The 22375-nt window shown below is 71.4% G+C and carries 21 protein-coding genes and 1 riboswitch; of the genes, 10 read left to right on the top strand and 11 right to left on the bottom strand.

The window, feature by feature from the left end; all coding sequences use genetic code 11:
• Positions 1-157: 157 nt before the first annotated feature.
• Both ACGFIQ_RS30900 and ACGFIQ_RS30895 read right to left on the bottom strand, forming a co-directional pair.
• Positions 158-436, bottom strand: a complete 279-nt coding sequence (locus ACGFIQ_RS30900) for a DUF1905 domain-containing protein (protein ID WP_393249015.1) — start codon at positions 434-436, stop codon at positions 158-160.
• A gap of 23 nt (positions 437-459) precedes the next feature.
• Positions 460-1359, bottom strand: a complete 900-nt coding sequence (locus tag ACGFIQ_RS30895; RefSeq protein ID WP_393249014.1) for a sigma-70 family RNA polymerase sigma factor — start codon at positions 1357-1359, stop codon at positions 460-462.
• A 148-nt stretch (positions 1360-1507) separates the two neighbouring features.
• On the opposite strand from ACGFIQ_RS30895, the gene ACGFIQ_RS30890 reads away from it, so the two are divergent.
• The 4 genes from ACGFIQ_RS30890 (at position 1508) to gcvP (ending at position 7136) form a co-directional block, all read left to right on the top strand.
• Positions 1508-1864 carry a DoxX family protein gene (locus ACGFIQ_RS30890; protein ID WP_393249013.1) on the top strand — a complete coding sequence of 119 codons (357 nt, stop codon included), beginning with the start codon at positions 1508-1510 and terminating at the stop codon, positions 1862-1864.
• 147 nt (positions 1865-2011) lie between these two features.
• Positions 2012-3079 (top strand): MerR family transcriptional regulator, encoded by a 1068-nt coding sequence (locus tag ACGFIQ_RS30885; RefSeq protein WP_393249012.1) that lies wholly within the window; start codon positions 2012-2014, stop codon positions 3077-3079.
• A 151-nt stretch (positions 3080-3230) separates the two neighbouring features.
• Complete coding sequence (locus tag ACGFIQ_RS30880) at positions 3231-4076, top strand: NAD-dependent protein deacetylase (protein ID WP_393249011.1); 846 nt, start codon at positions 3231-3233, stop codon at positions 4074-4076.
• Positions 4077-4140: 64 nt separating this feature from the next.
• Positions 4141-4239, top strand: a riboswitch (glycine riboswitch).
• 74 nt (positions 4240-4313) lie between these two features.
• The gene (gene gcvP / locus ACGFIQ_RS30875) at positions 4314-7136 is read left to right on the top strand and encodes an aminomethyl-transferring glycine dehydrogenase (protein ID WP_393249010.1); all 2823 of its coding nucleotides are present in this window, start codon (positions 4314-4316) and stop codon (positions 7134-7136) included.
• Between the two features lie 136 nt (positions 7137-7272).
• Here gcvP and ACGFIQ_RS30870 read toward each other — a convergent pair whose 3' ends face one another.
• On the bottom strand, positions 7273-7473 hold the full coding sequence (locus tag ACGFIQ_RS30870; protein ID WP_007460326.1) for a DUF5999 family protein: 201 nt from the start codon (positions 7471-7473) through the stop codon (positions 7273-7275).
• Between the two features lie 123 nt (positions 7474-7596).
• On the opposite strand from ACGFIQ_RS30870, the gene ACGFIQ_RS30865 reads away from it, so the two are divergent.
• Both ACGFIQ_RS30865 and def read left to right on the top strand, forming a co-directional pair.
• The gene (locus ACGFIQ_RS30865) at positions 7597-8868 is read left to right on the top strand and encodes a chorismate-binding protein (RefSeq protein WP_393249009.1); all 1272 of its coding nucleotides are present in this window, start codon (positions 7597-7599) and stop codon (positions 8866-8868) included.
• A 10-nt stretch (positions 8869-8878) separates the two neighbouring features.
• Positions 8879-9388: a peptide deformylase gene (gene def, locus ACGFIQ_RS30860; protein WP_357558195.1), complete on the top strand. Its 510-nt coding sequence runs from the start codon at positions 8879-8881 to the stop codon at positions 9386-9388.
• Here def and ACGFIQ_RS30855 read toward each other — a convergent pair.
• Both ACGFIQ_RS30855 and ACGFIQ_RS30850 read right to left on the bottom strand, forming a co-directional pair.
• Positions 9368-10153 carry a GNAT family N-acetyltransferase gene (locus ACGFIQ_RS30855; RefSeq protein WP_393249008.1) on the bottom strand — a complete coding sequence of 262 codons (786 nt, stop codon included), beginning with the start codon at positions 10151-10153 and terminating at the stop codon, positions 9368-9370. The two genes, def and ACGFIQ_RS30855, sit on opposite strands and share 21 nt — an antisense overlap.
• Positions 10153-10926, bottom strand: a complete 774-nt coding sequence (locus ACGFIQ_RS30850) for a sulfite exporter TauE/SafE family protein (RefSeq protein WP_393249007.1) — start codon at positions 10924-10926, stop codon at positions 10153-10155. The genes ACGFIQ_RS30855 and ACGFIQ_RS30850 overlap by 1 nt, the downstream gene beginning before the upstream one ends.
• A 184-nt stretch (positions 10927-11110) precedes the next feature.
• Here ACGFIQ_RS30850 and ACGFIQ_RS30845 point away from each other — a divergent pair, with 184 nt between their 5' ends.
• Both ACGFIQ_RS30845 and ACGFIQ_RS30840 read left to right on the top strand, forming a co-directional pair.
• Positions 11111-11890 (top strand): endonuclease/exonuclease/phosphatase family protein, encoded by a 780-nt coding sequence (locus tag ACGFIQ_RS30845; RefSeq protein ID WP_393249006.1) that lies wholly within the window; start codon positions 11111-11113, stop codon positions 11888-11890.
• 62 nt (positions 11891-11952) lie between these two features.
• Complete coding sequence (locus tag ACGFIQ_RS30840) at positions 11953-12753, top strand: alpha/beta hydrolase (RefSeq protein ID WP_393249005.1); 801 nt, start codon at positions 11953-11955, stop codon at positions 12751-12753.
• Positions 12754-12779: 26 nt separating this feature from the next.
• Here the strand turns inward: ACGFIQ_RS30840 and ACGFIQ_RS30835 are convergent, their stop codons facing one another.
• The gene (locus ACGFIQ_RS30835; RefSeq protein WP_393249004.1) at positions 12780-13490 is read right to left on the bottom strand and encodes a TetR/AcrR family transcriptional regulator; all 711 of its coding nucleotides are present in this window, start codon (positions 13488-13490) and stop codon (positions 12780-12782) included.
• A 53-nt stretch (positions 13491-13543) separates the two neighbouring features.
• On the opposite strand from ACGFIQ_RS30835, the gene ACGFIQ_RS30830 reads away from it, so the two are divergent.
• Entirely contained in the window at positions 13544-14662 is a 1119-nt protein-coding gene (locus ACGFIQ_RS30830) for an FAD-dependent oxidoreductase (RefSeq protein WP_393249003.1), read from the top strand.
• Positions 14663-14672: 10 nt separating this feature from the next.
• Here ACGFIQ_RS30830 and ACGFIQ_RS30825 read toward each other — a convergent pair whose 3' ends face one another.
• The 4 genes from ACGFIQ_RS30825 to ACGFIQ_RS30810 form a co-directional block, all read right to left on the bottom strand.
• The gene (locus ACGFIQ_RS30825; protein ID WP_393249002.1) at positions 14673-15674 is read right to left on the bottom strand and encodes a tyrosine-type recombinase/integrase; all 1002 of its coding nucleotides are present in this window, start codon (positions 15672-15674) and stop codon (positions 14673-14675) included.
• 744 nt (positions 15675-16418) lie between these two features.
• On the bottom strand, positions 16419-17459 hold the full coding sequence (locus tag ACGFIQ_RS30820) for a sporulation-delaying protein SdpB family protein (protein WP_393249001.1): 1041 nt from the start codon (positions 17457-17459) through the stop codon (positions 16419-16421).
• Complete coding sequence (locus ACGFIQ_RS30815; RefSeq protein WP_393249000.1) at positions 17393-17911, bottom strand: SdpA family antimicrobial peptide system protein; 519 nt, start codon at positions 17909-17911, stop codon at positions 17393-17395. The genes ACGFIQ_RS30820 and ACGFIQ_RS30815 overlap by 67 nt, the downstream gene beginning before the upstream one ends.
• 6 nt (positions 17912-17917) lie before the next feature.
• Positions 17918-18556, bottom strand: a complete 639-nt coding sequence (locus ACGFIQ_RS30810; RefSeq protein WP_393248999.1) for a hypothetical protein — start codon at positions 18554-18556, stop codon at positions 17918-17920.
• A gap of 268 nt (positions 18557-18824) precedes the next feature.
• Here ACGFIQ_RS30810 and ACGFIQ_RS30805 point away from each other — a divergent pair, with 268 nt between their 5' ends.
• On the top strand, positions 18825-21644 hold the full coding sequence (locus ACGFIQ_RS30805; RefSeq protein ID WP_393248998.1) for a BTAD domain-containing putative transcriptional regulator: 2820 nt from the start codon (positions 18825-18827) through the stop codon (positions 21642-21644).
• Positions 21645-21710: 66 nt separating this feature from the next.
• Here ACGFIQ_RS30805 and ACGFIQ_RS30800 read toward each other — a convergent pair whose 3' ends face one another.
• The gene (locus ACGFIQ_RS30800; RefSeq protein ID WP_393248997.1) at positions 21711-22373 is read right to left on the bottom strand and encodes a hypothetical protein; all 663 of its coding nucleotides are present in this window, start codon (positions 22371-22373) and stop codon (positions 21711-21713) included.
• Positions 22374-22375: the final 2 nt, after the last annotated feature.

Raw genomic sequence — 22375 nt, 5'->3', positions numbered from 1 at the left:
TTTTTTGGTTTGTGTGTGGTTGTTTTTTGCCGCGGCCGGGGGGTGGTGGGGGTTTTGTGGGGGGGGGGGGGGCGCGGCGCCGCCGCCGCCGCGGGGGGGCGGGGGGGGGGGGGGGGGCGCCCCCCCCCCCCCCCCCCCCCCCCCCCCCCGGGGGTGGTCAGCTGAGGCGTTGGTGCAGGTGGAAGGTCACCTCGGTGCCGGCGTCGCTCTTGCCGATGGTCTTGCACAGGGCGGCCCGGATGGGTAGCCAGTGCGGGCCGGTGCCGGAGGGCATGAGGGTGGCGCTGAACGGGTGGCCGTCGATGGTGCCGGTGACCTTGACAGCGCGGCGGGTGCCGAGGAGCTGCGCGGAGTCGGGGACTGTCACGTAGGTGGCGAACGCGCCGTCTTTCTCGATGGGCGCGGTGAAGCGGTGATCGAGTGGTTGCGGGTCCATTGGTCTCCTCGGTCGGTGGGTGCTCAGGTGGTGGCGGCGATCGTGAGGCGATCGAGCCGGCTCGGTTCGCCGATGACGTCGATCGTATGGATGAGTCCGGCGACGATGCCCAGACGCAGGGCGGCCTGCAGCCGACCGCGTGGGGCTATCACGATGCCGGGCGCCCCGTCGACCCAGGCCACGGCGCCGGCGCGGGCGCGGGCGGTGAACAGCTTGGTCTCCTCGGCCACCAGGCGCGCGCCGCGGATCTCGGTCGCGACGTCGTCGGGGACCAGAATTCGGTCGACCCGGCGGACCACGTCGGGGGCCAGCAGGTCGAGCAGCACCGGTAGGTCACCGCCACGGGACGCGGCGAGGAAGGCGTCCACGAGGAGCAGGTGCTCGGCCGTCTGCCGCTGGTGGACCGGCTGCTCGCCGGCGGCGAGGTAGACCCGGTCGCGGGCCCGGCTGGCCAGCTTCTTCGCCGCTGCCGGTGAGCGGTCCATCACCTGGCCGATCTCCTCGAAGGGGACGGAGAACAGGTCGTGCAACACGAAGGCGACCCGCTGCGCCGGGGAGAGCCGGTCCAGCACCACCAGCAGCGCCAGTCCCACCGACTCGGCGAGGAGCACCTCCTCCTCGCCGGTGCGGGTCGCGGCGGTGGGGCGCGGCGTCGTCGCGGCCGTCTCGATGCCGTCGTCGAGGGCGACCTCGCCGCGACGACGCCTCGCCCGCAGCAGGTCCAGACACTGCCGGGCCGTCACCGTGGTGAGCCAGCCGCGCAGATTCGCCACGTCGCTCAGATCCGCCTGACTGGCCTTGATCCAGGTCTGCTGCACCACATCATCGGCGTCGTGCACGGAGCCGACCAGGCGGTGGGCCACCGCCCGCAGATGTTGCCGATCGTGCTCGAACCGTGCGGCCAGAACCTCGTCCGAATCCACAGGGGTCACCTTTCCGCAACGGGCGACGTCATGGGGGTGACCAACCCGCGACGACCGTAGCGACCCTGAGGAGTCCGACACCGTGAACCTACCGCTCTCGACGATCCTCGGCGACCACCGAACGCCCGGATGGGAACGCTGACACCTCATGGATGCCATCTATCTGATCCTGACCGTCGCGACGATGAGCGCGAACGCCGCCATCGCGATCGCGGATTTCCGCCGCGCCGCCTTCGTGCTCGCGAACTCCGCGGAGGTCGGCGTGCCGTCCTCCTGGCTTCCGGTGCTGGGCAGCCTCAAAGCCGCCGGAGCGGCCGGTCTGCTTCTCGGTCTTGTCGGTGTTCCGCTCGTCGGCTCTGCCGCCGCTGCCGGCCTCACCCTGTTTTTCATCGGTGCGGTCGCCGCGCACCTGCGCGCCGGGGTTCACCACAATCTGATCTTCCCCGGCGCGTACCTGGCCCTGTCCGTCACGACCTTCGCCCTCAGTGTCACCACCGCGAGGTAGGCGGGAGCCCCGACGGTCGGCTGGACGTCAGAGGGGTCCGATGGGCGTGGTTGCTCGGATCCGACCGCAGGGCTTGACCTTGACCTTCGGGCAACCCCCAGCCTGGGGTGTGCCGGTCGCCGTGACCGGCACGAGGAGGATGGCGACGTGGGGTTGTGGACCATCGGGGTGTTCGCCCGGGCGGCGAGGCTGACGCCGAAGGCGCTGCGCCTGTACGAGCAGGTGGGGCTTCTGCTGCCGGCCGCTGTCGATCCCGAGTCCGGGTATCGGCTCTACGACCCGGAGCAGTTGCCGGTGGCTCGGTTGGTCGCCCAGCTACGGCGTATCGGTATGCCGCTGGCGACGATCCGCGTCGTGTGTGCGGTTGAGCCCGCGGCGGCGGCGGAGGTGGTCGCCGCGTACTGGCGGGAGGTCAGCGCCGACACCGCGGCCCGTGCCCGGCTCGCCACCGTCCTCGTGGAGCATCTTCTGGAAGGGGACGTCGCCGTGTCTCGATCGAATCCCGACCTTGCCGTTCGCTGTGCCGCCGGGTGTGCCACCGGGGCGGCGCGCGACAGCAACGAGGACGCCGCGTACGCCAGTGAGCGGCTGTTCGCCGTCGCCGACGGTATGCGGGGGCCCGGTGGGGCTGCCGCCAGTGCCGCCGCCATCGACGCCCTCCTGCCGTTGGCGCTCGCCGACACCCCGGCGGTGGACCTGCTGACGATGCTGGCCGGTGCGGTCACCGACGTCGAGGACACCGTGCGGGCGTTGGCCACCGACGAGCACCAGCCGGTCACCACGTTGACCGCGTTGCTGCGCAGCGGCTCCCGACTGGCTCTGGTGCACATCGGTGACACCCGGGCGTACCTGCTGCGCGGCGGGGAGTTGTCGCTGCTGACGCAGGATCACACCTGGGTGCGGACCCAGGTGGATCAGGGTCGTCTCGACTCCGACGAGGCCGCCGCGCATCCGCAGCGGGCGGTGCTGGTGCGCGCGCTGGGTGGCGGCCGGCAGGTCGAGGCTGATCTGGCGCTGCGGACCGCGTTTCCCGGTGACCGGTACCTGCTGTGCTCCGACGGGCTGTGGGCGGTCGTGGATCGTGCCGATCTGCACGCGACGCTGAGTGCCGGTGGTGGTCCCGAGGACACCGTGGGTGCGCTGATCGACCTGGCGCAAACGCGCGGTGGGCCGGACAACATCGCCTGCGTCGTCGCCGACGTCGTCGCGGTGTAGCCCGGGGGTTGGTTCCCACCCCACCCGAGGTGGTTGATCATGAGGTCATTGTCAATGACTCCATGATCAACGGGGTGGTGGTGGGGCGCCGAACCCCCCGCGGCTGTTGGGGGGTTCGGCGGGGGCGGGTGGGTTGAGGCAGCATGGAGGGGTGACGGACAGCTTCGAGGCGTTGCGCGCGCTGGTGGCCGGTGGTGGGGTGGTGGTGCTCAGCGGCGCCGGCCTGTCCACCGAGTCGGGCATCCCGGACTACCGGGGGCCCAGCGGGGTGGCACGGCGGCACACCCCGATGACCTTCCAGGCGTTCACCCGGGATCCCCTCGCACGGCGGCGCTACTGGGCGCGGAGCCACCTGGGGTGGCGGTTGATCGGGGAGGCGGCGCCCAACGCCGGGCACCGGGCGGTGGCCGCGCTGCAACACGCCGGCCTGGTCGATGAGGTGATCACCCAGAACGTCGACGGTCTGCACGGTGCGGCCGGCAGCACGTCGGTGATCGAGTTGCATGGTCGCCTGGACGAGGTGACCTGCCTGGACTGCGGCAACCTGACCTCCCGGGAGGAGTTGGACCGGCGGTTGCGCGAGGCCAACCCGGACTTCGTGGCCCAGGTCGCCGCGGTGAACCCCGACGGTGACGTGGATCTCCCCGATGAGCAGGTCGCCGCGTTCCGGCCGGTGGACTGCGGCATCTGCGGCACCGGGATGTTGAAGCCGGACGTGGTGTTCTTCGGCGAGACGGTCCCGCCGCGGCGGGTGGCGCGGTGCTTCGCCGCCGTGGAGGAGGCCCGGTCGTTGCTGGTGCTCGGGTCGTCGTTGACGGTGATGTCGGGACGCCGTTTCGTGATCCGCGCCGCGAAACGGGGCATTCCGGTGGCGATCGTCAACCAGGGGCCGACCCGTGGTGACGGCCACGCCACCATCTGCGTCGACGCGCCCCTGGGTGCCCTGCTGCCGAAGTTGGCCGCCCGGGTGGGTGGTGCGGCGCCCGTCGGGGTGTGACAGCCCAGCCAGGGGTCGGACATCTGCCGGAAACACCGACGCTGGTAGCGTTGACCATGCCGGTAACACCCACGTGGGAGAGACCGCCCGAGGGCACTCAGGGCGGCGCCGAAGGGGCAAATCCTCCCCGGAACCTCTCAGGCAAAAGGACCTCGTGGGCAGGCACTGTGGAGCGCCCCTGTGGGTGCGACAGAGGGGGAGGCCGACACGTCGACCTCGCCCCGGGAGTGCCCCCTGATGACCGTAGAGCAGTTCGCCACCCGTCACATCGGTCCCGGCCCCGACGACGAGCGTCGGATGTTGGAGGTCGTTGGGCATCACTCGATCGACGAGCTGATGGACGCCGCGATCCCCGAGGTGATCCGCTGGCACGGCACCCTGGACCTGCCGGAGGCGGCCACCGAGGCCGAGACGATCGCCGAGCTGCGGGCCCTCGCGGCACGTAACACCGTCGCCGTGTCCATGATCGGTCTCGGCTACCACGGCACGCACACCCCGGCGGTGATCCGCCGCAACGTGCTGGAGGACCCGGCCTGGTACACGGCGTACACCCCGTACCAGCCGGAGATCAGCCAGGGCCGCCTGGAGGCGCTGCTGAACTTCCAGACCATGGTCACCGACCTGACCGGGCTGGCCACCGCGAACGCCTCCATGCTCGACGAGGGCACCGCCGCCGCGGAGGCGATGACCCTCGCGCGGCGGGCCTCCAAGAGCAAGAGCCGGGTGTACGTCGTCGACGCCGACGCGTTGCCGCAGACCATCGCGGTGATCACCAGTCGGGCCGAGCCGCTCGGCATCGACGTGCGGGTCGTCGACGTGGACCGCGACGAGCTGCCCGGTGAGTTCTTCGGCCTGCACCTGCAGTACCCGGGGGCGTCCGGGGCGGTACGCGACCACGCCGGCCTCGTGCAGGCCGCGCACGCCGTCGGGGCGCTGGTCACCGTGGCGGCGGACCTGCTGGCGTCGACGCTGCTACGCGCACCGGGGGAGATCGGCGCGGACATCGCCGCCGGCACCACCCAGCGTTTCGGCGTACCGATGGGCTTCGGTGGGCCGCACGCCGGTTACCTGGCGGTGCGCGCGGGCCTGGAGCGGATGCTGCCCGGGCGTCTGGTCGGGGTGTCGCGTGACGCGGACGGCAACCCGGCTTACCGGTTGGCGTTGCAGACCCGCGAGCAGCACATCCGGCGGGAGAAGGCGACAAGCAACATCTGCACCGCGCAGGTGCTGCTCGCCGTGATGGCCGGCATGTACGCCGTCTACCACGGCCCGGACGGGCTGCGCGACATCGCGGCGCGTACCCATCAGATGGCGGCGCGGCTCGCGGCCGGGCTGCGCGCCGGTGGCGTCGACGTCGCGGGCGTCGCGTTCTTCGACACCGTCACCGCGCGCGTGCCGGGCGCGGCGGCGCAGGTCGTCGAGGCCGCCGCCCAGCGGGGCGTGAACCTGCGGCTGGTCGACGCCGACCAGGTGGGAATGTCCTGCGACGAGACGACCACCGACGCGCACCTGGCACTGGTGTGGGAGGCGTTCGGGGTGCCCGCGTTCGACGGGCCCGTGGACGCGGCCCTGCCGGTCGACCTGACGCGCGGCAGCGACTTTCTGACCCACCCGGTGTTCCGCAGCCACCACTCCGAGACGGCGATGCTGCGCTACCTGCGGCGCCTGTCGGACTTCGACTACGCCCTGGACCGGGGCATGATCCCACTCGGGTCGTGCACGATGAAACTGAACGCCACCACCGAGATGGAGCCGGTCAGCTGGGCGGAGTTCGCGAACATCCACCCGTTCGCGCCGGACGCGCAGACCGTCGGGTACCGGGAGATGATCGGTCAGTTGGAGTCGTGGCTGGCCGAGGTGACCGGCTACGACGCGGTCAGCGTGCAACCCAACGCCGGGTCGCAGGGTGAGCTGGCCGGGTTGCTGGCGATCCGCTCCTACCACGCGTCACGGGGTGAGTCGCACCGCGACGTGTGCCTGATCCCGTCGTCGGCGCACGGCACGAACGCGGCGTCCGCGGTGATGGCCGGCATGCGGGTCGTCGTGGTGGCCTGCGACGAGGACGGCAACGTCGACCTCGTCGACCTGGACGCGAAGATCGACAAGCACCGGGACGCGCTCGCCGCGATCATGGTGACGTACCCGTCGACGCACGGCGTCTACGAGACGGGCATCGCGTCGCTGTGCGCGAAGGTCCACGACGCCGGCGGTCAGGTGTACGTCGACGGGGCGAACCTCAACGCCCTGGTCGGGTTCGCCAAGCCCGGCAGGTTCGGCGCCGACGTGTCGCACCTGAACCTGCACAAGACGTTCTGCATCCCGCACGGCGGCGGTGGCCCCGGTGTGGGCCCGGTCGCGGTCCGCGCGCACCTGGCGCCGTTCCTGCCCGGTGACCCGCTCGGCGCGCACGCGGACGCCACGCCGGCGATCTCGGCGGCGAAGTACGGGTCGGCGGGCATCCTGCCGATCCCGTGGGCGTACCTGCGGATGATGGGCGCGCAGGGCCTGACCCGGGCCACCGGTGTGGCGGTCCTCGCGGCGAACTACGTGGCGGCCCGTCTGCGGGGGCACTTCCCGGTGCTCTACGCCGGCAACAAGGGCCTGGTGGCGCACGAGTGCATCCTCGACCTGCGGCCGTTGACGAAGTCGACAGGGGTGAGCGTCGACGACGTGGCGAAGCGGCTGATCGACTACGGGTTCCACGCGCCGACGATGTCGTTCCCGGTGGCGGGCACGCTGATGGTGGAGCCGACCGAGAGTGAGGACCTCGCCGAACTGGACCGGTTCTGCGACGCGATGATCGCCATCCGGGCGGAGATCGAGCAGGTGGGTTCCGGGGCGTGGCCGGCGGGGGACAACCCCCTTGCCAACGCGCCACACACCGCGGCGATGGTCAGCGGTGACGAGTGGTCGCACGCGTACCCGCGGTCGGTGGGCGCGTACCCGGCCGGGGTGGACCGGGCCGGGAAGTACTGGCCGCCGGTGCGGCGCATCGACGGCGCGTACGGCGACCGGAACCTGGTCTGCTCGTGCCCGTCGCCGGAGGCGTTCGAGGACTGACAAACGCCGTTCGACGGCGCGCCGGGGCGGGCGGTTACGGCCTGCCCCGGCAGCCGCTGCGACCTGGGCGGGGACGTCCCTTACCGGGGGACTAGCCTGGGTCGACGGCGGCTATGTGGTGACGCTGGGTGGTCAATCAGGCCACGAGGGCGTGGCGGGCGGGACCGCGGTGCGGTGCGATGCTGCTGCCGTCGGGAAGCAACTCGCCAGTGTCCTCGAAGACGATCACACCGTTGCAGAGCAGGCTCCAGCCCTGCTCACGGAAGCAGGCGAGGACTCGCGCGGCTTCCCGGTCGGTGGCTTCAGCGGAGGGGCAGGTCGGTTGGTGCTGGCACATCGGGTTCTCCGGACTGTGGGGGCACTGTGTCATGGTTCACATGACCAGTGACGCACAGTACCAAGCGAAAGTGTCCAGCATCGACCAGGTGTCGGCCCGGCGCACGGGAAATCCACTGAACGGATGAGGAAGGTCGGACCATACGGCGTGGAAACGCTCCCACAGGTGTACACCGCGGGTAGCGGCGCGGCCGCGTTGACCGCTTACCCCGGCCCGGCGGCGTCGGTCGACGTGCCGGCGGCACCCACCGCGTGTCGGGACTCGCGCACCGAACGCGCCCGCCTGCAGTGGCACCGCCGCGACGGCGGCGACCCGGCGGCACTGGCCGAGGAGTTCCTCGCCGCGCACGGCCTGCCCCTGCACGACCTGACCCGACCCGCCCGCCCCCACCACCAGGGCAGCGGGGTGTGCGGCGCCGCGCTCTACCTGTCCGCGGCAGCCGGCGCGCACCTGGCCGGCGCACCCACCACCGCAGGCGAACCCGCGCCGACCCTGCCCGACCTCACCGTCGTCGTCTACCACCACGGCCCCACCCGGCCCACCCCACCGGCCGCACCCACCCCCTGGTGGCTCGGCCCGTGGACCGACAGCTGGACCCCCCGCGAACACGCCGACGCCGTCGACGCGGTCCGCGCCGCCATCGCCCGCGGCGACGTCTACCAGACCAACCTCGTCGGGCACGCCGCCGCCCGCTACACCGGCGACCCCCTCCCCGCCCTGAGTCGCCTCGGCGCGCTCCCCGGCGCCCGCTACGGCGGTGTCCTCACCGGCGACGGCTGGGCGATCGGCTGCGCCTCCCCGGAAACCCTCATCGAGGTCACCGACGGACAGCTGATCACCCGACCCATCAAGGGCACCCGCCCGGCCACCGCCGCCGGCCGCGCCGAACTGCTCGCCAGCGCCAAGGAACGCGCCGAACACATCATGATCGTCGATTTGGAACGCAACGACCTCGCCCGCATCGCCCGCACCGGCACCGTCACCGTCGACGACCTGTTCGCCGTACGCCGCTGGTGCGACCTGTGGCAGGCCGAGTCGACGGTGCGCGCCGCCGCCGCCGACGGCCTCGGCCTCGCCGACCTGCTACGCGCCACCTGCCCCGGCGGGTCCGTGACCGGCGCACCCAAACACGCCGCCCTCACCCAGATCACCGCCCTCGAACCCGTCGGCCGGGGCGCCAGCATGGGCGCACTCGGCTGGGTCACCCCCGGGCACGTCGACCTGGGCCTGACCATCCGCACCGCCGCCGCCGACGCCGACCTGCTGCACACCTGGGCCGGCGGCGGCATCACCTGGGACAGCGACGCCCACGCCGAGGTCGCCGAAGCCGCCGCGAAGACCGCCCCGATCCGCGCCACCCTGGCCGGACACGGACGCACCCACGACCGGCGATAAACTCACCCCCATGACCATGCGGCCCATCCGGATCATCGGCGACCCCGTCCTGCGCACCGGATGTGAGCCGGTCACCACCTTCGACGCCGAGCTGCGAGCGCTCGTCACCGACCTGATGGACACCCTGCTCGGCGCCCCCGGCCGCGCCGGCGTCGCCGCACCACAGATCGGCGTCAGCGCCCAGGTGTTCGTCTACGACGCCGACGGGCACCGCGGCCACCTCATCAACCCCACCCTCGAGCTCTCCGACGAGCTCCAGGACGACGAGGAAGGCTGCCTGTCCATCCCCGGCCTGTACTTCCCGACCGTCCGGGCGTTGCACGCCACCGCCCACGGCGTCGACCAACACGGTGAGCCGCTCACCATCGCCGGCAGCGGATTCCTCGCCCGCGCCCTGCAACACGAGACCGACCACCTGCACGGCACCCTGTACGTCGACACCCTGCGCGGGGACACCCGCCGCCGCGCCCTGCGCGAGATCCGCGCCGGACGCTTCGACTCACCCAGCCGCCGCGCCTAGCGACGTCAACGTCCACTCGTCGTAGTCGGCGACCCGGGTGAAACCCACCCGCTCGTACAGCCGCACCGCGGCCGCGTTGTCCGCCTTCACGTTCAACGTCACGTGCCGCACGCTCTCCCGCAGCCGCGCGCACAACGCCGCCACCACCGACGCGGCCAGCCCCCGCCCCCGCCACCGCGGATGCGTCGTGACGTTACCCAACGCCGCCACCCGGTACGTCGGCGAGAACACGTGCACCCCGGCCACCGCGACCAACGCGCCCCCGTCGCGTATCCCCAGGTACTGCCCGGTCTGCATCATCCGCTCGTCGAACCAGTTACCCGGGTACGCCCGCGCGTACAACTCACGCACCTGCGGCAGGTCCGCCGCCCCCAACACCACGCCCGCCGGGGCCACCGTGCCCAACCGCCCCGGATCGGTCAACGCCATCCGGTGGTGCCGGCCACCGGCATCCATCCGGAACGACCCGGCCAGCGCGCCGGTCAGACCGGGGGACAGGTGCGCGTACAACCGGGCCGGCAGCACCGGCGCCACCTGCGCCAACAACACCGACAACGCCGCGGTGTCCGCCGGCGCGGCGAACGCCAACAACGTCGGCAGGTCGGCGCCGTGGTACAGCAACGCGACCTGGTCCTCGCGGCGGAACCACGACGTGTACGGCCAGAAGAAGTCGTCCAGGTCACCCAACTGGTAGGCGTGCAACACCGGGTCACGCCCCAGCAGCCCCGCCAGCACCGCCCGGTCGTGCTCAGCCCGTACCGGCATCAGCGGGCCACCCACTGGTCGTGGCCCAGCTTCGCGACCAACGCCAACACCACCACCAGCAGCACCACCCGCACGAAGCCCGACCCCCGGCGCAACGCCATCCGCGCACCCAGCACCGCCCCGGCGATGTTGCACACCGCCATGCCCGCGCCCAGCAACCACCACACGTGCCCGGTCATCCCGAACACCACCAACGCACCCAGATTCGTCCCCGCGTTGACGACCTTCGCCATCGCCGAACCGTGCACGAAATCCGCGCCGACGAGGGCGGTGAACGCCAACACCAGGAACGTGCCGGTGCCCGGACCGATCAACCCGTCGTACAGGGCGATGCCCACCCCCGCGACCGCGATCACCGCCGCCACCCGCACCGGGGTACGCCGCCGCGGCAGCGCCACCACCCCCAACCGGGGGCGCAGCAGCACGAACACCGCCACCGCCACCAACACGACAAGCACCACCGGCCGGTACGCCGACGCCGGCACCGCCCCGGCCAGCGCCGCGCCCACGCCCGCACTCACCACCGCCAGCCCCGCCGCCGGCGCCACCACCCGCCAGTCCACCTCGGTCCGCCGCGCGTACGTCGCCGCCGCCGTGGTCGTACCGAAGATCGCGGCCAGTTTGTTCGTGCCCAGCGCGGTGGCCACCGGCAACCCCGGCGCCGCCACCAGCAACGCCGGCAGCAGCAACAACCCACCACCACCGACCACGGCGTCAACCCACCCCGCCATCGCGGCAGCGGCCAACAGGGTACTCAGCGATACGGCGTCCACGGGCGGCAATTCTCCCCACCGGAGCACCGTCGACCGGCACCGGAGTGGCAAGCCTCACCCGGTCAGCGACCCCGGGAACGCCGCAACCACACCCCCAACGCGCCGACGGCCACGAACACCAGCACGGAACACAGCAACACCTTCAGCACCCGGCAACCATGTCACGGACACGTAGGGTGCAGAAGTGCGCCTGGCCACCTTCAACGTGCTGCACGGACGATCCCTGAGCGACGGGCTCGTCAACTCCGACCGCCTCGCCGCCGCCGTCCGCGCCCTCGACGCCGACGTCCTCGCCCTGCAGGAGGTCGACCGCGACCAACACCGCAGCGGCAACCTGGACCTCACCACCATCGCCGCGCACGCCCTCGACGCACCACAACACCGCTTCGCCGCCGCCCTCGTCGGCACCCCCGGCGAACAGTTCCGCCCACTGCGCCACGACGACGACGGACACGGCGAACCCTGCTACGGCATCGGCCTGATCAGCCGCCACCCCGTGCGCAGCTGGCACATCACCCGACTCAAGCCCGCCCCCGTACGATCCCCGGTCTACGTACCCGGCGCCCGCGGCGGCCTCATCCTGCTGCACGACGAACCCCGCGTCGTCCTCGCCGCCGTCCTGGACACCCCACACGGCCCACTCACCGTCGCCGCGACCCACCTGTCCTTCGTGCCCGGCTGGAACGCCCGCCAACTACGCCAGACCGTCCGCGCCCTGCGCGCACTACCCGGCCCCCGCATCCTGCTCGGCGACCTCAACCTGCCCGCCGGCCCCGCCCGACTCATCTCCGGCTGGCACCCCCTGGGCCGCCGCCCCACCTACCCCTCCGGGCAGCCCCGCGTGCAACTCGACCACATCCTCGCCGACCCGCACGCCCTCGACCAGCTCCCACCCGTACGGGCCGTCACCGCACCACCGTCCACCGTCTCCGACCACCGCCCCCTGCTGGTCGACCTCGGCTGAACCCGCCGACCACCCGCCCGGCAGTGCGTAGGTTGGAAACCACCACCGCCACGGAGCTGACCATGAGCGACACACCGGACACGATCGTGCTCATCCACGGGTTCTGGGTCACCCCCCGCAGCTGGGAACACTGGGCCACCCACTACCGTGCCAACGGCTTCCGGGTGCTCACCCCCACCTACCCCGGACTGGAAGCCGAGGTCGAAGCGATCAACGCCGACCCCAGCCCCCTGGAGACGCTCACCGCGCCGCAGATCATCGCCCACCTGTGCGCCGTGCTCGACGCACTGCCCACACCGCCGATCATCATGGGCCACTCCGCCGGCGGGGCGTTCACCCAGGTGCTGCTCGACCGCGGGTACGGCACCTCGGCGGTCGTGCTCAACTCCGCGCCCACCGAAGGCGTCACGGTGACCCCCTTCTCGCAGCTGCGCTCCACCTTCCCGGTCCTGAAAAATCCCGCCAACCGGCACCGGGCCGTCGGCTTCACCTTCGACCAGTGGAACTACGCGTTCACCAACACCTTCGACGAGGACGAGGCCCGCGCCCTGTACGAGCGCTACGCCATCCCCGCCGCCGGCGGCATCCTCTGGGACGGCGTCCTGGCCAACCTGCTGCCCGGCCCGCAGGACATCGCCGTCGACTACCACAACGACAAACGCGCGCCGCTGCTGTTCATCTCCGGCTCGGAAGACCACATCATGCCGCCCAGCGTGCAACGCGCCAACGCCGCGCTCTACCGGGGCGACACCATCACCGAGGTCGAGCTCTTCGAGGGGTACGCGCACCTGCTGCCCGCCCAGCAGGGCTGGCAGCGCATCGCCGACGTCGCCCTCGACTGGGCGCTGCGGCACGCCCGCTGACCGGCACGGACGCTCCCTGCCCACGGTCAGGGAGCGGTTGAGCGCGACGCCGGCGGTCGGGTGAGCTTGGCGGCCACGGCGTCGAGGACCCAGTCCAGACCGGTCGCGAAGGACACCTCGGCGTCCACCTCCGCACCGTCGTGCACGGCCCTGCTCAGCGCCGGAAAACGGCCCGTGGCCAACATCTTCGTCAGGTGCGGGCCGGAAGCGCGCTGCCAGTCACGCTTGGACAGGCCCGTGGCGCGCTCGGCCCGCAGGTTCGCGACCTCGCGCCTGATCGCACCGGTGACGTAGGCGCTGACAGTTTCCACGGCCCGCAGCACGGTGTCGATGTCGGCGAGGCCGTCGAGGGCGGCCAGCTTGGCCTCGGTCACGGCGAAACCGTTCGGCCCCAGGGTCGGGCGACCACCGAGCAGGTCGGCCAGCCACTCGTGGCGCAGGACAGCCTGCCTGGTGCGGTGGGCGAGGACACGTAACGCCTCCCGCCACTCACCGGGCTGCTCCCCGGGGAGCATCTCGGCGTGCACCTCGTCCACCATGAGGTCGAACAGCTCGTCCTTGGTGGAGATGTACCCGTACAGCCGCATCGGACCGGCGTTCAGCCGGGCCGCGACCTTGCGCAACGACACCGCCTCCAGCCCACCCTCGTCGGCCAGCGCAACGGCGGCCGCGATGATCCGCTCCCGGTCGAGCGGCACCGGGGGAGTCGGCGGCTCCGGCCGGTCCCACACCGTCATGGTCACTCCCTGCTGTTGCGACGCATTGTACGAGCCGGATACGGTGTATCGCTATGAGACAGCGTATCGCGGTGGTCGGGGGCGGCCCCGCAGGCCTCACCTTCGCCCGCGTCCTACACCGCCACGGCCACCCCGTCACCGTCCTCGAACGCGATCCCGCACCCGACTCCCGCCCCCCGGGCGGCTCGCTCGACCTGCACGAAGGGCTGGGCCAACTGGCACTGGACAAGGCCGGGTTGCTGACCGAGTTCCAGGTGCTGTCCCGTCCCGAGGGGCAGGCCATGCGCATCCTGGACACCGACGGCACCGTCCTACGGGACTGGCAACCCCACCCCGACGAACAGGCCAACCCGGAGATCGACCGCGGGCAACTCCGTGACCTGCTGCTCGGCTCTCTCGACGTGCGGTGGGGGCGCGAGGTGACACAGGTGGTGCCGGGGACCGCAGACGGCACGCTTGTCCACTTCGCCGACGGGCGGCAGGAGACGTTCGATCTCGTGGTGGGCGCGGACGGCGCCTGGTCCCGGGTCCGCCCAGCAGTCTCGCCGGTGAGACCGCAGTACACCGGCGTCACCTCGGTCGAGACCTCTCTCGACGACATCGACACCCGCCACCCCGACCTCGCCCAGTTGATCGGCGACGGTTCGGTGGCCGTCTACGGGGCCAACCGATCTCTTGCCGCCCAACGCAACAGCGGCGGCCACGTCAAGGTGTACGTCAAACTCCGCGCCCCGCTGGACTGGCACGCCGACCTGGACCCCACCGACGTCGAGGCCACTCGAACGCGCCTGCTGGAACTGTTCGACGGCTGGGCCGCGCCCGTCCTCGACCTGCTCGACCACGGCACCGCCTTCGCCCACCGCCCTTTCTACGTCCTGCCCGAATCCCACACCTGGGCACACGTCCGCGGGGTGACGCTACTCGGCGACGCCGCCCACCTGATGCCACCACTGGGGGTAGGCGCGAACCTCGCGATGCTCGACGGCGCCGAACTCGCCGAAGCCATCGCCGCCAACCCCGAAGACCTGGACCAGGCCGTACGCGCCTTCGAGGACCAGATGTGGGCACGAGCCGCCACGTGGGCGAAGATCACGACAGCCGGCCTGGAACGCCTCGTGAGCCCGGACCCCGCCGAAGCCCTCGCCCTCTTCGACGACGTCCAGCCATCCTGACCCAGCACACTCAATCCCGGTCGGCCCCCACCAGCGACGCCAACACCCGATTGGTGCGGTTGGCCCGCACCGCCTCACGCTGCTGCCCGGCCGTCACCTCGATGTACGTCTGCGACGACGCCAACGACGCGTGCCCCAACAACCGCATGATCTCCGCCGCGCTCGCCCCGTCCTCCGCCAACCGGGTCGCGAACGTGTGCCGCAACGCGTGCAGCCGCGCCCCGCGCGGCACCCGGTCCCCGATACCCGCCCGCCGATAACACGACTCCACCAGATACTGCAGCCCACCACGGCGGAGCGGCTCACCCTGCCGATCCACGAGCAACGCCGAATCGGGGCGCACCGACCGCGCCCCGAAGCGCCGACGCCGACTGTCCAGGTAGTCCGCCACCACCCGATCCAGATCGGACTCGATCGGCACCACCCGGGGCCGCCCGCCCTTGCCGGCCACCTCGATGCGCCGCTCACCCGGCCGACCCGCCAGGGAGCCGACCCGCAGCGCCAGCAGCTCCGACAGGCGCAGCCCCGCGCACAACGCCACCGCCAACACCGCCACGTCCCGCTCCGGCCACGGGTCACGCTGCCGGCCGTCGTCGCGTGCCACCGACGCGAGCAGCACCTCGGGAGTGTCCGTGCCGCGCAGCGGCTTCGGCTGGGGGAGTAGCGCCCGAGGTCGCCCGACCGCCGGCATCGGGTTGCCCGCCATCAGCCCCTCGGCCACGAGGAACGAGCAGAAGCTGTTCCAGGTGGACCAGGCCCGGTGCACGGACGCGGCCGCCCGGGGAGCGGCGAACCGGGCGAAGGCCGCGCGCATCACCCGGGGGGAGAGGTCGGTGATCGACAACGCGTCCAGGGGCAGGGGAGGGGCGGCATCTTCGGCGATCAGGGTGGCCACCGTGTGCAGATCCCGGCGGTACGCGTCCAGGGTGTGCGGGGAGGGCTTGCGGGTGGCCCGGGCGGTCAGGAACTCCTCGATCAGCGTCCCGAGCGATTCGTCCTGTTTGTCATGCATAAGGGATATTATGCAGCATTTTCGCCTTTCCGGGAAGGGTGAGCGAGGGGAGAGGCGGGCCGCCTTGCTCAGGCGGTCGGGCTCGCCGCCTGCTGTTGGGTGCCTGTCGAGCTGCCCCACGGACGGAGCAGCTCGCCGCCGACTGACGGAGCAGTTCGGGCGCGGACTGGTCGGCGCCGGCCGACAGATCAGCCCGGCCCGGAAAGATTAGCCCGGCCCGGACTGGTCCGCGCCGGGCTTGTGGGGCTGGTCGGCCTGGGCTGGCGGCATCGCACCCGGGGGCCTGCCCGCCGGGCTTGACGCGCGACCGAGGGCCGCGAGGGGACCGGCCAACCCGGCCTACTTTACATAATGTGCATTATCGAAGAGGTTGCCAGGGCGTCACCTGTCACGTCCTAAGTCCTCCTCAACACAATCGCGCCGAACCACCAGGCCGCCCGGCTCGGACGCCACCACCTACAGGACCAACTCGAGGTCGCCACCACCGTCATCGCGACCCCGACGAACGAGAACGCTGCCCTGCGACGACAGGCTGTGAACCCCGCCCGCATCGCCCCCCTCTTCAGCGACCAAGGAAGGTGACAACAGAACACCCGTACCGCATCCGGATCTGCCGATGCGCGGACGTCCGCGTAGCTCGCGGCCTGCGCTGGCCTCCAGACCAAGCGGATGTCCGGCGCCTGCTCCTCGTTGCCGGCCCCATCGGTGGCCCCAATCTCGGTAGAGCCGTGACGTACGGCACATCTACGCGCCTAAATGTTTCTGGGGAACGTCCACAGCTGAAGGTCCGCCGGCCCGCGTGACCTGCCAAGCTCGACGGGCACCGCGCACCCGCGCCACCACGGTCGCCGGCAGCCTGACCTGGTGTCCCACGGGCAACAGATAGAGCAGCAGCGCCCCACTCATCGCGAGACCGAAGGTGACCAGTTCCAGGACGACCGCGATGCCGATATGGAACGCCAGCCCGGCGACCAGTAGTACGCGGCGCAGCCCGGCAGGCAACAGCCGGGCCACGGTCAGAGCGAACTCCAGCGCCAGCACCGACCAGGTGAACAGCGTCACCCCCACTGCGGAGCTGGTAGCCGCCTCGGCCAGCGGACGAAGGAAAACAGGTGGCTCGTATCCGGGTGTGCGTAGCCAGTAGAACATCGCCGTACCGTCGGCCCACTCGGTGACGCCAAGCTTCGCGATGCAGGCGTGCAGGTACACGATGGCGACCTGGAGCCAGACGAGGACCAGGGCGGCGTGCGCGACCACCCGGCCGGCGCCGATCGCGGTGCCGGCCGGTGGTGGTTGCCAGTGCCATCGTCGGGGGTCGGTGAGGGCTACCGGGAGCAGCAGCAGGCTGAGGGTGGCGGTGATGTGGTCACCGCCGTCCAGCGCGGACAGGTTCGCGATCACGCTCCAGGAGATGTACCAGTGCGGCAATGCGGTCCACCGGGGGCGCCAGCCGCTGGCCACCACGACCAGCACGGCGATCCCAATCCACCCGGCGAGCTGCCCCTGCCTGGCGGGCAGGACGCACCAGATGCCGGCGGCGGCCGGCCCGGTGCAGCCGTCGGCGCTGTCCATCGACAGCAGGATCGCCGGCGGGTTGACCAGTAAGGTGGCGCAAGTGCCGGTGGCCAGCAGCGTACGGGCCAGCCCGAATCCGCTCGACCAGGGCGCGACGGCCAGGGCGGGTCGGCAGCGCCGGCCGAGCCGGGCCAGCCACCGGTCTAACAGGTCACGGTGAGCCGGGCCACCCGGGATGGGAGCACGGTCGGCAGGTCGTTCCAGGCCCATGGCAGTACCTCCTGAAGGACGATCCCGATGTCGCCGCACAGCGTGCGTACGGTCGCGGTGTTGGCTACCGCGGTGGCCGGGGCGGTGGCCAGGCAGGTGGAGGGTTCGCCGTCACACTTGGTCCACGCGGGCCCGTCCAGTCGGCGGGTGAGCAGCGAGATCTCCGCGCTGCGGGCCCGGTCCCGCTTGTCCAGGCCGGCCGGGCCACGGCTGCTGCCCGAGGCGAGCCGCCACCGGCCGTTTCGGTCCGTGGCGTAGGCCACCGGGCTGGGCTGGCGGGGGTCGCGGGTGAAGAACGCCCAGCCTTCCGGTACCAGTGCACGGGCCACCGTCCGGCCGGGTGGGGCCGGCATCGCGGCTACCGGCAGCACCGCCCGGGTGAGGTAGCCCACGAGGAGCATGGCGACCACCGCGGTCCCGGCGATCCACCGTCCCAACCGCGTGTCGTCCACTGTGTACTACCTGGCTCGCAGGTCACGGGCGATGACCGCGATGAGTTGATCCTGCACCAGTTTGGCCCGTGGCGCCGGGTTGCCGGCCATGTCCCAGGACCAGTCGGCGAAACCGCCGGCGAAGATGGCCCGGATGGTACCGACCTCCAGCGGGGTCCGGTTGTCGTTGTCCATGTCGATGTAGGAGTCGGCTCGGACGACCTCATACGCGTTCGCTAGCAGGGCATCGTTGACCAGGTGTACGGCGGAGTCCACGGTCTCCTTGCCGAATGTCCGGTTGAACACCTCGCGGGCCAGCGCGACGAGGGTGACCAGTCCTTCGCGTACCGCGACCGGGTTACCGCTCTGTATCCGCTGCACGATCATCGCGTCGGACCAGGTGCCCCGACGGATCAGCTCCGAACTGATCGCGCCCTGGGCCTGCCGCAGCGCCGGCGTCCACTGTGTCGGCGGGCGCTCCAGGTAGACCAGCCGGTAGGCGGCCGGCCCGTCGTTGAACAGGATCGCGTCGGAGAGTTCCGTGGCCCGGTACCGCGGCGGCGGGGCTGGCCAGCCGGGGTCGGCCTGGCCGCGGGCCCCGAAGCCGAGGGACACCGTTGCCAGGGCCAGCACGAGCAGGCCGAGCCAGATCTTGCGGTGATTCATGATTACCTCCCGTACAACAAAGCGACTTGTCAGGAGCACCCTGCGCCTGGCCGTCCCCGATCGGTCCCCGGTTCGTCCCCGGCGGTGCCTGGTCCGGCACCGAGGCCGCACGGGACAGGTTCCACGATTCATCGACAAGCGCCTATGCATGTACTCGTGGCGGTGTGACAATCCAAAGGGCTACGGCTCGTTCGGATGGCGGCCGAGCCGTCGGCCGTGCGGGGCCCGATGGGACGGCTCGGCTGGCAGGGACGAGGGCGGGAGGTACGTGAGGTTCGAGGTGCTGGGGCCGCTCAGAGTGCAACTCGACCGTGGCCAGATTCCCCTGGGCGCGTCACGGGAGCAACGTATCCTGGCCGCCCTGTTGCTCGACGCGAACCGGGTGGTGCCGGTGTCCCGGCTGGTCGAGGCGATCTGGGACGAGCATCCGCCCACCAGCTCCGTCAAGGTGGTCCGCAACTGCGTGTCGATGCTGCGTAGGCAGCTGGCGACGGCGGGCGAGATCGTCACCGACTCCGGCGGGTACTCCCTGCGCGTCCCGGACGACGAGATCGACCTGCGAGTCTTCGTCGATCGGGCACGGCAGGGCCGCCGGCTCGCAGCCGCCGGAGAGCTGACGGGCGCGGTCGTCCACCTGCGGGAGGCGCTGGCGCTATGGCGCGGGTCGGCCTTCACCGGAGTGACCGGCCGGCTGGTCGAGGCGGCGGCGGCTCAGCTCAACGACCAACGCCGCAGCCTCCAGGAAGAACGCCTGTCACTCGAACTCACGCTGGGTGGCGGAGCCGAACTCGTGGACGAGATCGCCGACCTGGTCGCGGAGGAACCACTGCGCGAACGGGCCTACGGGCAGCTCATGCTGGCCCTGTACCGGGCCGGCCGCCGGACCGAGGCGCTCCAGACGTATCACCAGGTACGCCGACTGCTGGTGGGTGAACTGGGGATCGAGCCGGGGGCGGAACTGACCGAGCTGCACCGCGCGATACTCAACGCCGACCCGCGACTGGCACCGGTCACGGCGCTGGCGGCCAACTCCCGGCCGGAGCCCAGCCGGCCGGAGGCATCGACCACCGCCAAGCCGGTTCCGGCGCAGCTACCCGCGTCGCCGTACGCCTTCACCGGACGCACTGCTGAGCTTGACGAGTTGTGCGGGCTGCTGGATGCGGCCACTCGGGCCGGCACGAGCATGGTGGCAGTCCTCTCCGGCATCGCGGGGGTGGGAAAGACGGCCCTGGCGGTGCACTTCGCCCGACTCGTGGCCGACCGGTTTCCGGACGGCCACCTTCACGTCGATCTGCGCGGCTTCCATCCGACCGGTCCGCCGCTTGACCCCGGTGAGGCGGTTCGTGGCTTCCTGGACGCGTTCGGGGTGCCAGCACAACACCTGCCCGAGGGTTTCGCCGCCCAGTCGGCGTTGCTGCGCACGCTGCTGGCCGGGCGTCGGGCCCTGCTGTTGCTGGACAATGCCCGCGACAGCAAGCACGTCCGCCCGCTATTGCCGGGTGGACCCGGCTGCCTCACCCTGATCACCAGCCGCAGCAGGTTGACCGGCCTGGTGATGGCCGAAGGAGCACATCCGATCACGCTCGATCCGCTGCCGCCCGGCGACGCGCACAGTATGTTGATCCGCCGCCTCGGTGCGACCCGGCTCACCGCCGAGCCGGCGGCCGTCACAACGATCACGGCCCGGTCGGCGGGGCTGCCCCTGGCGCTCGCCATCGTGGCGTCCCGGCTGGTTAATCACCCCCACTTCGCTCTGCGAGCCATCGCCGCGGAGCTGGACCTGGCCCACGGAGGTCTGGAGGGATTCACCGGCATGGACGCCGAAGCTGACGTCCGCTCGGTCTTCTCCTGGTCATACCGCGCCCTGAGCAGTCCGGCCGCACGCCTGTTCCGACTGCTCAGCATGCATCCCGGCCCGGATCTGGGTGCGGTTGCGGCGGCCAGCCTCACCGGTGTTCCTGCCCCACGGGTACGCCCGCTGTTGGCCGAGCTCGCGCACGCGCACATGGTCACCGAACACACGCCCGGCAGGTACGCCATGCACGACCTACTCCGCGCCTACGCCATGGAGCGGGCGGGCATCGAGGAGGACCGCGCCGAGCGGCTGGCGGTGACGCACCGAATGTTCGACCACTACCTGGCCAGCGCCCACCTTGCCGACCTGCGGCTGCACCCACACCGGGATCCGATCCGGCTACCAGCGACGGTCGCGGGCGTGACCGTAGCGGTCATCGGTGACCGCGAGGCCGCCTGGACCTGGTTCACCCAGGAGTATCCGGTGCTGCTCGATCTTCTGCGACGGGCCGGCGGCGACGGGTACGACGTCCACGCGTGGCAGCTCGGCTGGGCCATGACCACGTTTCTGGACCGGTGTGGCCGCTGGCATGACCAGGCGATCGTCCAACAGCTCGCGCTGGAGGCGGCCCGCCGGGTTTCGGACCGGGACGGGGAGGCTCGCGCACACCGCAACATCTCCATCGCCCTCCTGCGTCGGGGTCTGCACGGCGAGGCCCGCGACCACCTGTGGCACGCGGTGCGGCTTTACCGGGGGCTTGGTGATCAGGTCGGGCAGGCCCGCACCCTACTCAACCTGGGTACGGTCGCCGAGCATCGGGGCCAGCCCCGGATCGCCCTGCGCTACGCCGAACAGGCGCTGCGGCTGTTTCGGGCGGCCGGGCACCGATCCGGGCAGGCGAATGCCCTGAACAACGCGGGCTGGTACCACAGCCAGCTCGGTGACCACGAGCTTGCGCTACACCATTGCCAGCGGGCGCTGCTGCTGCAACAGGAGGCCGGTGACCGCTACTGGCAGGCTCACACCTGGGACAGCCTCGGGTGCGTGCACCACCACCTGGGCCAGTACCCCGAGGCCACCGAGTGCTACCGACAGGCCCTGTCGCTCTGGCGCGAGGCGGGCGAACGCTACTACGAGTCGATGACGCTTACCCACCTCGGCGACACCCATCTCGCTGTGGGCGAGCGGTCGGCGGCGCGTGGGGTGTGGCGGGAGGCGCTGGACATCATCGTGGAGTTGGGCCAGGACGCCGACCGAATCCTGGAAAAGATCCGTACGGTGACGACTGGGTGAGGCTGGCCAGGACGCGTTGTCCGCGGCGGTCGTCTGGCTGCTCAAGAGCCATCCGCGTGGCCCGGGTCAACTGAGAGATGACAGCCGGTCTGCGTCCGTCGCCGCGGCAGAGTCCGGGTCGGTCGCGTTGGTGACGAGGGCAGCGACGCGCAGGAGATCCCTGGCGCGGAAGTACGCCAGGACGTCCTGACCGTAGAGCCCCCCACCGATGCGCCGCCGCACCTGCTGCACCGCGGTGTCGGGCAGTCGACGCTGGTCGGCGCGGAGTGAACCGCCACCTGCCAGGCAGGCGGTCACCGCGAGGTCGATTTCCCCTGCGCCCGGGTCGTCCCACGCGAGCAGTTCGGGTAGTCGGCTCCGCCGCCAGTAGTTCAGCGCGTGCAGCGCGGCCTGTCGCGAAGCGCCGTACCAGATCGACGGACCCAGATTCGGGTTTGCCGCATCAGCCCAGGGCGTCCGGTGCCCGAGCCGTTTTGCCGCGCGGCGCTGGTCGGCGTACTCGCGGAGGTGTTCGTGCCAGAGGGCGCGGCTCGCCGCGAGATGATCGAGTGCGCGTGGTAACGCGTGTTCGTCTCGCTGGAATGGCCCGGCCAACTCTTCGAGGAAGCTCAGTGTCGCCGCGAAGCCGATTGGGCGATAGAGCTGGACGCAGGAGCGCAGCGCCGAGACCCGGCGCTGGCGCGGTAGCCGCGGGTCTTGGACCTGGTGGGAGAAGGCGCTGAAGCTCACCG

Source organism: Micromonospora sp. NPDC048898 (assembly GCF_043198035.1).
Classification (GTDB): Bacteria; Actinomycetota; Actinomycetes; order Mycobacteriales; family Micromonosporaceae; genus Micromonospora.
Note: the sequence above shows the minus strand (reverse complement) of the source record. Positions and strands in the feature narration are given on the sequence as shown.